Annotated in this window: 14 protein-coding genes; 9 read left to right on the forward strand and 5 right to left on the reverse strand. The window is 67.3% G+C overall.

Translation table 11 applies throughout. From position 1 onward, the window contains the following. Positions 1 to 38: 38 nt before the first annotated feature. Positions 39 to 1,364, reverse strand: coding sequence for a sensor domain-containing diguanylate cyclase (locus YM304_RS21795; RefSeq protein ID WP_051071276.1), 1,326 nt, complete (start codon positions 1,362 to 1,364; stop codon positions 39 to 41). Between the two features lie 128 nt (positions 1,365 to 1,492). Between YM304_RS21795 and betB the strand changes: the two genes are divergently transcribed. The 6 genes from betB (at position 1,493) to YM304_RS02465 (ending at position 8,238) form a co-directional block, all read left to right on the forward strand. Beyond that, the gene (gene betB / locus YM304_RS02440; RefSeq protein WP_015440041.1) at positions 1,493 to 2,977 is read left to right on the forward strand and encodes a betaine-aldehyde dehydrogenase; all 1,485 of its coding nucleotides are present in this window, start codon (positions 1,493 to 1,495) and stop codon (positions 2,975 to 2,977) included. 76 nt (positions 2,978 to 3,053) lie between these two features. Next, the gene (locus YM304_RS21800) at positions 3,054 to 3,797 is read left to right on the forward strand and encodes a spondin domain-containing protein (protein WP_051071277.1); all 744 of its coding nucleotides are present in this window, start codon (positions 3,054 to 3,056) and stop codon (positions 3,795 to 3,797) included. Positions 3,798 to 4,005: 208 nt separating this feature from the next. Next, positions 4,006 to 6,795, forward strand: a complete 2,790-nt coding sequence (locus tag YM304_RS02450) for a HAMP domain-containing sensor histidine kinase (protein WP_041297922.1) — start codon at positions 4,006 to 4,008, stop codon at positions 6,793 to 6,795. Then, positions 6,792 to 7,235 carry a roadblock/LC7 domain-containing protein gene (locus YM304_RS02455; RefSeq protein WP_015440044.1) on the forward strand — a complete coding sequence of 148 codons (444 nt, stop codon included), beginning with the start codon at positions 6,792 to 6,794 and terminating at the stop codon, positions 7,233 to 7,235. Before YM304_RS02450 ends, YM304_RS02455 begins: the two co-directional genes overlap by 4 nt. After that, positions 7,232 to 7,603 carry a DUF742 domain-containing protein gene (locus YM304_RS02460; protein WP_015440045.1) on the forward strand — a complete coding sequence of 124 codons (372 nt, stop codon included), beginning with the start codon at positions 7,232 to 7,234 and terminating at the stop codon, positions 7,601 to 7,603. Before YM304_RS02455 ends, YM304_RS02460 begins: the two co-directional genes overlap by 4 nt. A 17-nt stretch (positions 7,604 to 7,620) precedes the next feature. Beyond that, on the forward strand, positions 7,621 to 8,238 hold the full coding sequence (locus YM304_RS02465; RefSeq protein ID WP_015440046.1) for a GTP-binding protein: 618 nt from the start codon (positions 7,621 to 7,623) through the stop codon (positions 8,236 to 8,238). A 79-nt stretch (positions 8,239 to 8,317) separates the two neighbouring features. Here the strand turns inward: YM304_RS02465 and udk are convergent, their stop codons facing one another. Beyond that, on the reverse strand, positions 8,318 to 8,950 hold the full coding sequence (udk, locus tag YM304_RS02470) for a uridine kinase (protein WP_015440047.1): 633 nt from the start codon (positions 8,948 to 8,950) through the stop codon (positions 8,318 to 8,320). A 123-nt stretch (positions 8,951 to 9,073) separates the two neighbouring features. Here udk and YM304_RS02475 point away from each other — a divergent pair, with 123 nt between their 5' ends. After that, positions 9,074 to 9,343 carry a DUF3263 domain-containing protein gene (locus YM304_RS02475; RefSeq protein ID WP_041297923.1) on the forward strand — a complete coding sequence of 90 codons (270 nt, stop codon included), beginning with the start codon at positions 9,074 to 9,076 and terminating at the stop codon, positions 9,341 to 9,343. Then, positions 9,340 to 10,089 (forward strand): LytR C-terminal domain-containing protein, encoded by a 750-nt coding sequence (locus tag YM304_RS02480; RefSeq protein WP_083908176.1) that lies wholly within the window; start codon positions 9,340 to 9,342, stop codon positions 10,087 to 10,089. The genes YM304_RS02475 and YM304_RS02480 overlap by 4 nt, the downstream gene beginning before the upstream one ends. Before the next feature lie 44 nt (positions 10,090 to 10,133). On the opposite strand, the gene YM304_RS02485 is transcribed toward YM304_RS02480, so the two are convergent. After that, positions 10,134 to 11,174 carry a glycerate kinase family protein gene (locus YM304_RS02485; protein WP_015440050.1) on the reverse strand — a complete coding sequence of 347 codons (1,041 nt, stop codon included), beginning with the start codon at positions 11,172 to 11,174 and terminating at the stop codon, positions 10,134 to 10,136. 85 nt (positions 11,175 to 11,259) lie between these two features. On the opposite strand from YM304_RS02485, the gene YM304_RS02490 reads away from it, so the two are divergent. Next, complete coding sequence (locus tag YM304_RS02490) at positions 11,260 to 11,535, forward strand: ubiquitin-like small modifier protein 1 (protein ID WP_015440051.1); 276 nt, start codon at positions 11,260 to 11,262, stop codon at positions 11,533 to 11,535. Positions 11,536 to 11,639: 104 nt separating this feature from the next. On the opposite strand, the gene YM304_RS02495 is transcribed toward YM304_RS02490, so the two are convergent. Next, complete coding sequence (locus YM304_RS02495; RefSeq protein WP_015440052.1) at positions 11,640 to 13,550, reverse strand: hypothetical protein; 1,911 nt, start codon at positions 13,548 to 13,550, stop codon at positions 11,640 to 11,642. Continuing rightward, on the reverse strand, positions 13,543 to 14,010 hold the full coding sequence (locus YM304_RS02500; RefSeq protein ID WP_041297925.1) for an RNA polymerase sigma factor: 468 nt from the start codon (positions 14,008 to 14,010) through the stop codon (positions 13,543 to 13,545). Before YM304_RS02500 ends, YM304_RS02495 begins: the two co-directional genes overlap by 8 nt. Between the last annotated feature and the right edge of the window lie 200 nt (positions 14,011 to 14,210).

The following is a 14,210-nucleotide window of genomic DNA, read 5'->3' on the forward strand; positions in this document are numbered from 1 at the left end:
GACCTCGACGCGCTCGCGTCTCGACCGATCGGCCGGGCTCAGCGGAGCGTCGACACGATGAGACCGTTGCGGCCGCGCCGCTTGCATCGGAGCATCGCCATGTCGGCGTCGTGCATCAGGTCGTCGGTGGCGTACGCGAGCCCTGCGCTCACCGTGACGACCTCGGGTCCGATCTCAGGCGGCATCGGCTCGGCGACGCTGGCCACCAATCGACGGGCGATCTTCTCGGCCATTGCGAGGTCGACGTCGTGCAGCAACACCGCGAACTCGTCGCCGCCGATCCGCGCCACGACGTCGTTCGGTCGACACACCGCGAGCATGCGCCGTGACAACTCGATCAGCACGGCATCACCGGCGGCATGACCGAACGTGTCGTTGACCAGCTTGAAGTTGTCGATGTCGACGTAGAGCACCGCGGCGTGGTCGTCGGATTGCAGCGAACTGTCGAACGTGGTCCGGTTCGAGAGACCGGTCAGTGCATCGCGTTCGGCGGCATCGCGGAGGAGTCGTTCGTCGCGTTCACGGCTCAGCGCCGATGTGAGCAGGCCGAGCGACCGCGCTTCCATGCGACCGACGTACCCGTCGAACGCTTTGGGATGGCTCCCGAAGCCGACGATGCCCAACTCGGGTTCGCCGGTCGACGACGCGACGCCGAGCGACACCGACTGCACGCCGTGACGCTCTGCGGCATCGGCGAGTTCGCCGGGGAGTAGGTCGAGCGCTCCGCTCACTCGCTCGTCACCGATCGGTTGATTCCAACGCGCTGTGGGTGCGTCGACGAGGTCGGCGAACGTGCTCACCAGCGCGGAGTCGGCGCGGCCGGATGCGACCGAGGTGAACAGACCGTCGACGCGCTCGTCGAGCACGAACGTCTCGATCCAGACACCGCCGTCGGCTACCAGCGATCGCAGTTGGGCGAATCGTTGGGCCATCTCTCGCGCCGACGCGCCGTTGACATGGTCGTCGATCAGCGACTGCTCAGGGGCGCGCACCGAGTGGGGCGTGAGCGCGAGCATCCAGAGATTGCCGTCGTGGTCGCGGTGCACTCGCGTGGCGAGGCAGTCCATCATCTCGGTCGCGCCGCCGCGCCTGACCAGTTCGATCTCGAACATGTCGTGTTCGCCACGGATCAGGTGCTCGCCGCCCGCCACGAAGTGCGCGGCGATCTCGTCGGCCTGGCTGGGTGCGACGTAGTCGATCGCGTTCTTGTCGACGAAGCTGTCGATCGAATAGCCCAGCAGGTCGTCGAAGCCGGTCTCGATCTGGAGAATCTGACCGAACGGATCGATGACGATCAAGAACTGCCGAAGGTGCGCGATGAGCTCAGCCCGACTCAGCGGCGCATCGATCGACAGGGAAGCCATTGCTGATGCATCGGTGCGAACGGCGCGCATCTTGACGACATGTTGTCAACCACCGAGCCAAAGGGCGGCCGTCGCCCGTGACACCGCGCCGGATCGCCGGTCGGATTCTCGCAAGTAGCGTGCCGCGCATGAGTCTCGTCGATGCGAACACCACCCTGCCGACACAGCGATCGTTCATCGGCGGGCGGTACGTCGAGTCGACGTCGGGCGAGTGCTTCGACGCGGTGTACCCCGGCACCAACCGAAAGATCTGCGACGTCGAGCAGGCCGGCGAGCGCGAGATCGAGTTGGCGGTCGAGAGCGCCACCGCCGGCTTCCACGAGTGGTCGGCGATGCCGGCGCTCGAACGCCAACGCGTGCTGCTGCGCGCCGTCGCGATCCTGCGCGAGCGCAACGACGAACTCGCCTACCTCGACACGCTCGACACCGGCAAGCCGGTCGCCGAGACGACGACCGAAGACGTCGTGACCGGCGCCGACGTCATCGAGTTCTACGCCGGCATCGCGCAGACGCTGCACGGCGAGACGATCGACTTTCCCGGACACGGCTTCGCACGCATGAAGCGTGAGCCGCTCGGCGTGTGTCTCGGCATCGGCGCCTGGAACTATCCCATCCAGATCGCGATGTGGAAGTCGGGTCTGGCGTTGGCGTGCGGCAACTCGATGATCTTCAAACCGGCCGAGGTGACGCCGCTGTCGGCCACGAGACTCGCCGAGATCTACCTCGAAGCGGGCGTGCCCGCCGGTGTCTTCAACGTCGTACACGGCGACGCGCGAGTGGGGCAGGCGTTGGTCGAGCATCCGGGCATCGCCAAGGTGTCGCTCACCGGAGAGGTCGGCACGGGGAAGGTCGTCATGGCCAACGCGGCACAGACCTTGAAGAAGGTCACCCTCGAACTCGGCGGCAAGTCGCCGATCATCGTGTTCGACGACGCCGACATCGACAGCGCTCGCAACGCTGCGCTCACCAACAACTTCTACTCGACCGGGCAGGTCTGCTCGAACGGCACCAGGGTGTTCGTGCAGCGCGGCGTGTACGAGTCGTTCCTCGAGCCGATCGCCGAGCGCGTGGCCGCGCTGAAGGTGGGCGACCCGTTCGAGCCCGACACGATGATCGGACCGCTGGTGAGCGCCGAACACCACCGGAAGGTGATGCACTACATGACGTCGGCGAAGGCGTCGGGTGCTCGCCACGTCGTCGGCGGGGACGTGCCCGACGACCCGGCACTCGCCGACGGCAACTACGTCACCCCGGCGGTGTTCGCCGACGCGACCGACGACATGGAGTTCGTGACCGACGAGGTCTTCGGCCCGCTGATGGCGGTGCTGCCCTTCGACACCGAAGACGAGGTCCTCGCCCGCGCGAACAACACGCCGTACGGGCTCTCGGGAGCGGTGTTCTCCTCCGACTTCGCGCGAGCGAACCGAGTCGCCAACGCGCTGCAAGCCGGTTCGGTGTGGATCAACGACTACGGCACGCTGCCCGCGTCGCTTCCGTTCGGTGGCTACAAGCAGTCGGGCGTGGGTCGCGAGAACGGGGCCAACGCCATCGAGCACTACACGCAGGTGAAGGTGATCTACTCGTCGCTCGTCGAGCACCCGCGTTACATGTAGCGGCGAGCCCGTTCGCGGATTGTTCATCGCCGTTCCTCGGCCCGCACCGCCGACGCTTCGTAGTATCGGTCGGGTGATGGGGCGGACGAGCATGCTGACCGGGCTCGCGCTCGCCGTCCTGGTGTCGACCGCGGTCAGCGCCGCGCCGACCGCCATCGACGGAGGCGCGGTGGCGTCGTCGCCCGCAGTTCGCGGCGAGGCCTTCCAGGTCGGCGACGACCCGGTCGAGCCGCAACCGCTCACCGCTCGCTACCGCATCACGCTCAGCATCGAGTGGTCGCCGCAGACCCACCCGGCCACGATCCCGCCGGTTGGCCGCAGCCCGCACGTGTCGCCACCCGTCGTCGCCACACACCGCGCGGCCGACGACATGTTCCGCCTCGGCGCGCTCGCCTCGCCCGGCGTCGAGGCGATGGCCGAGACCGGATCGACCAGCGCACTCGTCGGCGAGATGCAGGCGAACGCGAACGTTGCCACCGTCGACGTCGGTTCGAGCATCTACGGCGCCGGGTCGAGGTCGTTCGACGTGGAGTTGCGCCAAGACGTGAGCCGCGTGTCGTTGGTGACCATGCTCGCCCCCAGCCCCGACTGGTTCGTCGGCGTCAACTCGCTGCCGGTGTTCGTCGACGGTGTGTGGGAGTCGGTCGTGTCTGCCGACCTCGAGGCGTACGACGCCGGAACCGACAGCGCTCCAGGTTTCGTTCACTCGAACACCGACACCGACCCGGCACAGCCGATCAGTGGTCCCGTCGACACCGAGTTCGCCCGAGCCGACGACGAAGGCCGGTTCGGCTTCGTCACGATCACTCGCCTGTCGTAGACGTTCGTCGGCCAGTCGTCGACGGTCAGCGCTCCTCCGGCGGGTGGGGCGCACGACCATCCGATCGGTGGATGTGACCAACGTCACAATCAAGGAATCGGCAAATTCATCCGACGGACCTTGTGGACATTTCGCTGCGACATGACGGTCGTGGCGAATCTCACGCCGAGGAGGCAGTCCGTTGTCACTCCGATCGATACCGCTCAGATTGAAACTGGTCGCCGCGCTGGTGCTTCCCATGCTCGTGGTCGCCGGCTACCTCGCCGTCAACGTCAGGTCCGCCACCGAACAGCGGTCGGTTGCATCTCAGCAACAGGATGAAGTCGACCACTTCGTCGCCGTCGCGTCGTTCTCCGATGCCATCAGCGTCGAGAACCTCGTCATCATCGACCGCGACGCCACCGACTCCGACCTCGCCGCCGCCCGCGCCGAGACCGACGCGATCGTGATCCTCCTCCGCTCCGACGAACTCGGTCTGCGCCCCACCACGCTCGAAGCCGTCGAAGCCCGCTATGCCGAACTCCTCGAACTGCGAGCGCTCATCGGCGATCGTCCGTTCGAGATCCGCCTGACCGCACAGAGTGAACTCCGCTCCGGCGACCTCACGTCGACCGGCGAGATGATCCCCGCCCTGACCGCGATGAGCTCGCTCCCGTCCGAGATCCTCGCCGACTTCGACTTCGACGCCTCGCTCTCCGCCTCGGCCACCGCCGAACTCCTCGACGACTACTTCCTCGTCCAGCGCTACCGAGCCGACCTCAGCCGTGAGCTCTCGACGCTCCTCCGAGTCAGCTCGCTGCCGGGCAACCTCGTCGACGCATCGGTCACCGAACTCGTCGGCGTGTCGATCGGGGCCACCGACCAGAGCCGTCAGCTGATGAGCGATCTCGGTTCGGCCAACCTCGCCGAAGCCGCCGAACCGGTGCTCACCGGGGCGAGCATCAACCAGTACGAATCATTCCGCAGCATCGTCGACGCCACGCCGATCGGACAGACCCCCGACGTCGACAGCGAACAACTGCAGGTCGCCGCTTCCCGTCTCGACGTCGCCCTGTCGGGCGTCGCCAGCTCGACGATCAACGAACTCGACTCCCGGTCGAGCGACTCGGTGTTCCGCGCCAACCGCGACCTCATCGTGTCGGCCCTCATCGGCTTCTGGCTCCTGGTCCTCGTCGGCATGTTGCTGCGAGTCCTCTACCGAGCCATCAAGGCGCCGATCGAACGCCTCACCGAGCAGGCGCAGCAGATCTCGCTGATCGAGCTTCCCGAGGTCGTCGCCCAGATGCGTCGAGGGGAGATCGAGGACCTGCCCGAGATCGAGGAGATCAAAGCCGAGTCGAACGACGAGATCGGCGACCTGGTCAACGCGTTCAACGGGATGCACCGCACCGCCGTCGAACTCGCTGCCGAACAGGCCAACTCGCGTCGTGTCGTCGCCGACATGTTCGTCAACCTCGGCCGCCGCAACCAGCGCCTGGTCAACCGTCTCCTCAAGGGGCTCACCGTGCTCGAACAGCACGAACAGGACCCCGACAAGCTCGCCTCGCTGTACGAGATCGACCACGTGGCGACCCGCATGCGTCGCAACGCCGAATCGCTGCTCGTGCTCGCCGGTGCCGGACAGTCCCGTCGCTGGGACCGCCCCGTCGCCATGTACGACATCGCTCGTGCGTCCCTCGCCGAAGTCGAGAACTACGAGCGGGTCCAGATCGACGTCGCCGACGGCATCGAGATCGACGGTGCCATCGTCGCCGACCTCACGCACCTCCTCGCCGAGATCGTCGAGAACGCGCTGTCGTTCTCGCCCCCGACCGCACCGGTCGAGCTCGTCGCCCGACAGATCTCGAGCGGACTGCTCATCGCCGTCACCGACCACGGCGTCGGCATGTCGCCCGAGCGCCTCGTCGAGGCCAACCACCAGATCACGCAAGCCGCCGGTGAGGACGAAACGCCCTCCGAGTTCCTCGGTCACTACGTGGTCGGCCGGCTCGCCGCACGTCACGGCATCAAGGTCGAGCTCGTCGAAGGAGCGGCGGGCGGCCTCACCGCTCGTGTGCTCCTGCCGCAGCAGCAGGTGCAGTCGACCGCCGACGCCCAGCCCGACGTCGTCGCCGATCCACTCGCAGCGCTCAGCGTCGCCGAACCCGACGCCGTGGCGGCTGCGTCCAGCCCGGTCGCAGAATCGCCCGACGACACCGCCACGCTCGAGTCGCTGGCCGCCTCGTTCGACGTCGACAGCGTCGTCGCCGGCCCGGTCGGCACGCGCCCCGAACACGACGAGGTGCGAGCGCCAGTGGCTCCCGTCGAGCGTGCCGTTCCGCAGGAGCCGAGCCCTGTGGCGATGACCCTCGCAGAACAGGCGCCTCGCCGTCGCACGCCCGACGTCGCTGCACCGGCCGCGGCACCGGCCGCTGCACCGATTCCGAGCGACCCTCGCCCGGCTCCGGCTGCCGCTCCCGCGGCCGCTCAGCCGGCGCCCACGACCGCCGAACCGAACCCTGCCTCCTTCGAGTGGCCATCACCACTCGAGGTGGATCCTCTGTCGAACGAACGTCGTCCTGCCGCCAGCAACGCGACGGCATCATCGGCCAACGGAGCGTCGGCGACCCCGGTCGCTGCCACGCCGTCGACGATGCCGCTCGGAGGAACGACACCACCCGAAACCGCCATCCCCGCCGCACCGACCACACCGCTGCAGCCGTCCAACGATGCGACCTCGGAGCTCAATCGAGCAGCCGACGAGGCGGTCAACGACGCGATCAGCGTGTTCGGCACGCAGCGCCGCACGCCCGGAGCGCAGCTCCCCGCCACCGACCTGTTCGCCTCGATCTCCGGAACGATGGCGCTCGGCGGTTCCGACACACCCGCTCCACCAACACCTCGACCGGCATCACCGGTCACCGACCTCGGAGACGAAGACCAGGTCCGCTTCGACCTCTCCGGATTCCAACAAGGGACCACGCGAGCTGACCGCGAAATTGGAGACATGAACTCATGACCGTTCAACCAGCCAACACACAGGCAGGCGCGACCGAGTCGCTCGACCTCGACTTCGTGCTCAACCGGTTCGTCGACGACACCGATGGCGTGCTGTTCGCTCAGACCGTCTCGGCCGACGGCATGCACCTCGCCGCATCGGCCGGCTTCGACTCGGCCCGTCACGACACGTTCGCCGCGATCGCTTCGGGACTCGCCAGTCTGAGCGACAGCTCCGTCGACCTCTTCGGTCTCGGCGCAGTGACGCGACAGATCATCGAGGCCAGCGACGGCTGGGTGCTGCTCAGCCGCATCTCGAACACCGCGAGCCTCGGTGTGGTCGCTCGCCGACAGGCCGACCTCGGCCTGATCGGCTACGAGATGACCCGCCTCGCCAAGCAACTCGGCCCGTCGCTGTCGCCGGCTGTGGTCGACCGCCTGAAGGGCTCGCTCCGGTTGTGAGCCACCTCGACGCACCCGACGAAGACGACGCCATCATCGGTGGTGACGTCGTGCGCGGGTTCATGCTGACCCGCGGTCGTACCCGTGCGTCGGTCCCTGAACTCGCGATCGAGACGGTCGTGAACGTGACGGCGATGGTGAAGTCATCGGTCGCCGGACTCCAAGTCGACCATCGGCGGATCGTGCAGATCCTGTCCGGACCCCTCTCGATCGCCGAGATCTCGGCGCACCTCACGATTCCCCTTCGCGCTGCGGTCGTTCTCGTCAGCGAGATGGTCGACGCCGGCACGCTCAGTGCCGGAAGCTCGATCGACGACGCCGACACCGACCTGCTCGAGAAGATCCGCTCGGCCCTCCAACTGCTGTGACCGGTCAGGAAGAACCCATGAACCCCACTCAGACAAACACCCCCGACGTTCACGTGTCGTCGACCTCTGCGACACAGTCGGCGAAGATCGTCATCGCAGGTGGCTTCGGTGTCGGCAAGACCACCTTCGTCGGCGCCGTGTCGGAGATCCAACCGTTGCGCACCGAAGCGTCGATGACCGCCGCCGCCGAGAAGCACGACGACGCCAGCCGAGTCGACAAGAAGACGTCGACGACCGTTGCGATGGACTTCGGCCGCATCGCGGTCAGCGACGACATCGTGATCTATCTGTTCGGTACGCCCGGCCAGGACCGCTTCGCGTTCATGTGGGACCAGGTCGCCATGGGCGCCCTCGGTGCCGTGGTGCTGATCGACACCGCTCGGCTCGCCGACGGGTACGCCGCGATCGACTACTTCGAGAGCAAGAACATTCCGTTCATCGTCGCGACGAACCAGTTCGCACACTCCCCGACGGGAACCAGCGAGCAGATCCGCGACGCGCTGGCGCTCGACCCGAAGGTCCCGATCGTCACGGTCGACGCTCGCGATCGCCAGTCGGTCAAGCATTCGCTCATCGCGCTGGTCGAGCACCTCATCCGCTTGCGCCTGCACGCTGCCCAGGCCGCTCCGGCCTGACGTCGCCGTACTCGGCGCCACTCCGCCGTCTCGTTGCGTTCGCCTCCGGACCAGTCCGGCGGGAGCTCGGTTCCGGCGTTCAGCCGTCGTTCGGTGTCGTTGCCACTTCGCGGACGCGGGCGAGCAGCACGTCGATCGCCGGTCGGTTGAGGCCGCCCTCGGGGATGATGACGTCGGCGTATCGCTTGCTCGGCTCGATGAACCGTTCGTGGGCCGGCTTGACCGTGGTGAGGTACTGCTCGATGACGCTCTCGACGGTCCGGCCGCGCTCGGCGACGTCACGTTCGAGACGTCGGATCAGCCGCACGTCGGCCGCGGTGTCGACGAAGATCTTCAGATCGAACCGGTCGCGCAGCGCTCGGTCGTAGAGCACGAGGATGCCGTCGACCACCACGATGCGGTTCGGTGTGACCGTGCGTGTCTCGCCCGACCGGTTGTGATCGGCGTAGTCGTAGATCGGCACCTGCACGCTCGCGCCGTTGGCCAGCGCCGCGAGATGGTCGTTGAGCAACGCCCAGTCGAACGCGTCGGGGTGGTCGTAATTTGCAAGCCGCCGCTGTTCGAGCGGCTCGTCGGTCCGGTCGAGGTAGTACGAATCGAGCTCGATCCGCGACAGATGGTCTTCGCCCGTGAGCTCGACGAGGCGGGCGGAAATCGTCGTCTTGCCGGAACTACTGCCGCCTGCAACACCGATGAAAAAGGGCCGTGACACGCCCCGCAGCCTATGCGTGGAGGGCGGCGGCCGATCCCACGCCTGCGTCCGCGGGATTTTTCTGCCGAGAGATTTACTCCGATGCTTGTAATTTGGCGCGCCGACAGGCCAACCTGTCAGGTAATGCTCAGCGAACGCCATGCCGCCATGCTCGATTTCGAACGCTCATGGTGGACGAACGACGATCCTCGTGACCATGTGATCCGCGCGCGCTTCCAATGCTCGCCGGACGAATATCATGCTGAATTGACCACGGTGCTCGAAGACCCCGCTGCGCTCGATCACGACCCCCTCGTCGTGCGTCGTCTGAAGCGGCTCCGTCTGCGGGCTCGCAAGTTGCGTCTGGACGAGGCTGCGGTCTCGTCCGGAACAGGAGAAGGGCAGCACGCATGAGTAACGAAGAGTCGATGGCCGCCGCTGCGGTCGCATCCCGCCGGGTTCCTCGACAGGGTGTGGGCGGTTCGCCGGTCGGCTCGACGTTGAGCATCGTGCTCGCTGTGATCGCCGTCGTCGCCGGCTTTCTGATTCTGCGCAACATCACCGACGACGGTGGATCCGGCTCGGCCGACGACGGCCTGCCGACCACGCCGATCGACGGTGCCGACACGACCGTTCCGGGTGACGACGTCGCCGAGCCGACCACGGTTCCGACCGTTCCGCCGCCCACCACGATCGCCAAGGTCACCGACGGGGCCACCGTTGCCGTCGCCAACGCCAACACGGTCGGCGGTTCGGCCGGCGCCATGACGAAGTCGCTCGAGCTCGAGGGCTACACGATGGGCACGCCGGTCGACGCGACCGGCCCCAACATCGACGACACGATCGTCTACTACGACCCGGCCGTCGCCGCCTCGATCGACGTCGCCAACTCCGTCGCCCGTGACCTCGGCGGCGTCGCCGTGCTCACGGTCGTGTCGCCCGCTCCCACCGAGTCGGGTGACCTCGGCGATGCGTCGGTGCTCGTGCTGCTCGGCAACAACGAGGCCGGCAAGACGGTCGCCGAACTCGCCGTGACCGCCGACGAAGCAGCCACCGCTACGGCCGAAGCGCCCACGGTCGCCGGCTCCGACGACGCTGCCACCGACGACGCCGCGACCACCGACGATGCGGCAACCGACGAAGCAACCACCGACGAATAGTCGAACCTGGTTATTTCCATCTCGGATGGAAATAACCAGGTTGGTCAGCTACGGGTGAGGTGCGCCTCGAGCAGGTGGCGCGCTGCAGTCTCGATGTGTCGTTTCGGCTCGGCGAACGCGGCCTCGCGGCCGACCAGTTCCGTGAGCGACACCACGTCAGCTCGCTCCGAGATCTCGTCGGCGACGTCGTCGTCGATCTCCCCGGCGATGACCGCGACCGGGATCCCATGTTCCTCACCGAGCGTCAAGAGCTCGCCGACGACCTTGCCGGCGAGACTCGTCCGGTCGAGTCGGCCTTCGCCGGTGATGATGAGGTCGGGCGGATCGCCGTCTTCGAGCAGATCGAACAGGCCGACCTCCTCGCCGATCAGCTCGACGCCTGGCACGAGGCGTCCACCGAGCGCGGCGAGCGCGCCTCCGAGTCCGCCTGCGGCCCCGCCGCCGTCGATCTCGGTGACGTCGATGTCGAAGTCGTCGGCGAACATCTGCACGAGGCGGTCGAGGCGTCGTTCGAGCAGCTTCACCTGAGCCGGTGTCGCTCCTTTCTGGGGCCCGAACACCGCCGCAGCATCGGTGAACCTGGTGGTGACGTCGCACGCGACGAGCAACTCCACCTGCTTGATGCGGGCGATCGCGGTGATCGCCCGGATGGCGCCGAAGCCGCCGTCGGTCGTGGCCGATCCGCCGAGTCCGACGATGATCCGCTTGGCACCCGAGTCGAGCGCATGGTCGATCAGCTCGCCGGTGCCGGTGGTGGTGGCTCCGAGCGGATCGTTGCCTTCCGCGCCGCCGGCGAGCACGAGGCCGCTGGCCCTCGCCATCTCGATGACCGCGGTCTCGCCGCGCATCCGCCACTCGGCGTCGACGATGTCGCCGAGTGGGCCGGTCACCTTCGTGGTGCGGTTGGCGCCTCCCAGCACGTCGAGGATGCCGTCGCCCCCGTCGGCCATCGGCAACTCGACAACGTCGATGCCGACCTCCCAGCAGGCGTGACCGATCGCTGCGGCCACCTCGGCCGCCGTGGCCGTGCCCTTGAACTTGTCGGGAGCGGCGAGAACCCGCTTGATCTGCCCGGCGCGCTTCACCGCCCGAACTGTACGAGGCCGACGAAGCGAACGTCACGCTTGAATCCCGACCGAATTGGTAGGGATTGGCGCTAGATTGCCGATCATGGCTGCGACCGTTCGAATCCCCACCACCATGCGTCCCCTCACCGGCGGCGAGAAGCAGGTCTCCGTCGAGCCCGGCTCCCTCAACGACGTGATCGCCGCCCTCGAAGCGGCGCACCCCGGCCTCGGTGAGCGCCTGCTCGACGACGACGGCAGCCTGCGCAAGTTCGTCAACATCTTCGTCGACGACGACGACGTTCGTTACCTCGACGGCCTCGACACCCAGGTCGGTGACAACATCACCGTCTCCATCATCCCCGCCGTCGCCGGCGGCTGATTCGGTTCGATTCGGCCCCTCCAAGTTGGTGACGCGGCTCCCGGAGCGATGTAATCAACTTTGAACCTGGTTATTTCCATCCGGGATGGATGTAACCAGGTTGGTCAGGAGTTGGTGGTGGTGAGTGCCGCGGGGAAGTCGGCGTTCTGGCCGGTGGCGATGCGGCTCACCTCGTTGCCGTCGAGGTCGACCTCGATGAACAGCGTCGTCACCCGCAGTTCGGGATCATCGCTCGGTTCGGCGTTCTCGTAGGTCTCGATCCACACCGTCCCCTCGGCGCCGAACGTGGAGCCACGCCAGATGTTCGACACGAGGTCGAGCACGGGACCTGGCTCCTCGGTGAAGCCGGTGATCGGCAGCAGACCGTCGATCGAGAAGTCGGTCTCGGCGTCGCCGACTCGGTCGCTGATGCGGACCATCGGGTTGTCGGGCTGGTCGAAGTCGGGCTCGTCGATGTAGTCGACCAGGTAGCCGTCGCGCATCCCGATGTGCACGGTCGCCTCGCTGTAGGCAGCCTCGTAGCTGGATGACAGATCGATCCAGTCGTCCTCCAGCGAGTCGAAGTACGGCGTCGCGATCACCAAATCGTAGACGACGCCGCTGATGTCGGGCAGTGACTGCCCGTCGTTGAGGTCGACAGCGATGCTCTTCTCCCACACGCTGCCGAGGTCGCGGACGACACGGCGGTCAACGGCGAGCTCGGCGTCGATGGCGGGGATCGTGGCGACTTCGAGGACGCCGTCGCACTCGAACGTGCCATCCTGGCCACCGCTGCACGAGCCGGTCACCACCTGGTACAGGATCGTCGAGACGCCGTCGACGGTGGCAGCGTCCATCAGCACGATGCGTGCCGACCCGTCGTCGGGAACACCGTCGACCCACAGTTGGTCGAGCTCGGCATCGGACTCGGCGCGCGGATCAAGGATGCGAAGCTCGCCGGGAAGGCCGCGGCCGGTGCCGGTGGTGGCGATGACTCTGCCATCGGGCAGGCCGACCGCCGAGCCGGCGGGTTGAGTCGTGAGCTGGCGCTCGCCATCCCAGCTGTCTCGGGCGACGATGCCGCTCGCATCGGCCACGATGATGCCGTCGCTCGAGATGGTCGGGCCGCCGGTGGTGACCGCTGGTCGGAAGAACGGCACGCGCTCGGCGCCGTCGACGAGCTGTCCGGCGACGTCGACGAGGCGAGCCAGGAGCTCGTCCGGATCGGCAGTCGACTCGTCCGAACCTGGTCGCGCCATCCACTGGATCGAGACGGTGGTGGACTCGTCCCAGGGCACCCAGACGGCACACGTCAGGTCGGAACAACCTTCGCTGCTGTTGGCGTCGTACACCGCTCGGCCGCTCGGAAGCGTCGCCAGGGCCGGATCGCCCTCCGGTTCTCCCTCCCCAGCGGTCGAACGGATGTAGACCGCGTGTTGCCGGTCGCTCGTTCGGTACCGAGCCGTGTGCAGAACTTCGCCGACGTCGGTCGTCGTGGCGAAGTCGAAGTCGTACACCTCGCGGCTGGTGGCCGTCGGTGTGATCGCGACTCTGGTCGGCTCCCCATCGGCGTCGGCGGGCTCGTCGGTCGTCGAGGGTGCGGCTGTCGGCTCCGGCTGTGTGTCGTCGGTGTCGGACGGCTGTTGCTCCGGTGCCGTTGTGGGAGCGAGCTCGGGCACCGTGCTGTCGGTGGGCCCCGGAACGGTCGTCTCGGGAACGAGCAGCGGTTCGGTGATCGGCACCGTGGCGGGGACCAGGGTGTCGGTCGGTTCGTTGTCGAAGACGAGGAACGTGACCGCTGCGGCGGCCGCGGTGAGGCCGATCGCTCCGCCGGTCAGCCAGCGGCGTCGGCGCTGTCGAGCGGTGTCGAGCGAGCGCACGGCGCCGGGCGTGCCGGGGACGAACGTGGCGGGATCGGGAGCGGGCGGAGCGTCGGCGGAAGCGTCGGCGACGAGTTGGCGCAGACGTGCGTCGATCGGGTCGCCGGACGAGTTGCCGAGGTTGCCGGGGTCGATGGGGTTGCGGGGATCAGACATCGAGGACCTCCCTCAGTCGGGCGCGGGCTCTGGAGAGTTGTTTGCGGATGGTTCCTTCGGTCACGTCGAGCGCCGCGGCGATCTCGGCGGGTGACATGTCGCACCAGTAGGCCATGAACGTCGCGGCGCGTTGCTGCTCGCTGAGTTCGACCAGCGCGGCTCGGGCGTCGAGCGACGAGTCGGGCGGGGCGGTCGCTGGGCGCCGAGACAGCTCGTAGCGGGCTTCGCGGCGCTCACGTCGAGACCGCGACCTCGACACGTCGACGATGCGGTTGTGGACGGCTCGAAACAGGTAGGCCCGGGTGTTGGCGACGTGGGAGAGGTCGTCGTTGCGGGCGAACGCGGCGACCATGGCGTCGGTGACGACGTCGGAAGCATCGTTCGGGCCGACCATGGTGGTCGCAAACCTGATGAGCTCGTCGGCGTGTTGTCGGTACGCCGATTCGAGAGTCTCAGTCATGGTGGTCACACACGTGTGACGTCACCGCCCGCCGCCCTGGGTGACGCCGTCGGCCAGAACTCCGCCAAGTTGATTACGGCGCTCCCGGAGCGATGTAACCAACTCGGGCGCCGACGCCCGCTTCAGCAGGAACCGAGCCATTCGCGAACCAGCAGGTCAGCCGTGCCATCGAAGCGAAGTTGATGACGGCGCTCCGGGAG

The sequence above is a fragment of the Ilumatobacter coccineus YM16-304 genome (genome assembly GCF_000348785.1).
GTDB classification, from domain to species: Bacteria; Actinomycetota; Acidimicrobiia; order Acidimicrobiales; family Ilumatobacteraceae; genus Ilumatobacter_A; species Ilumatobacter_A coccineus.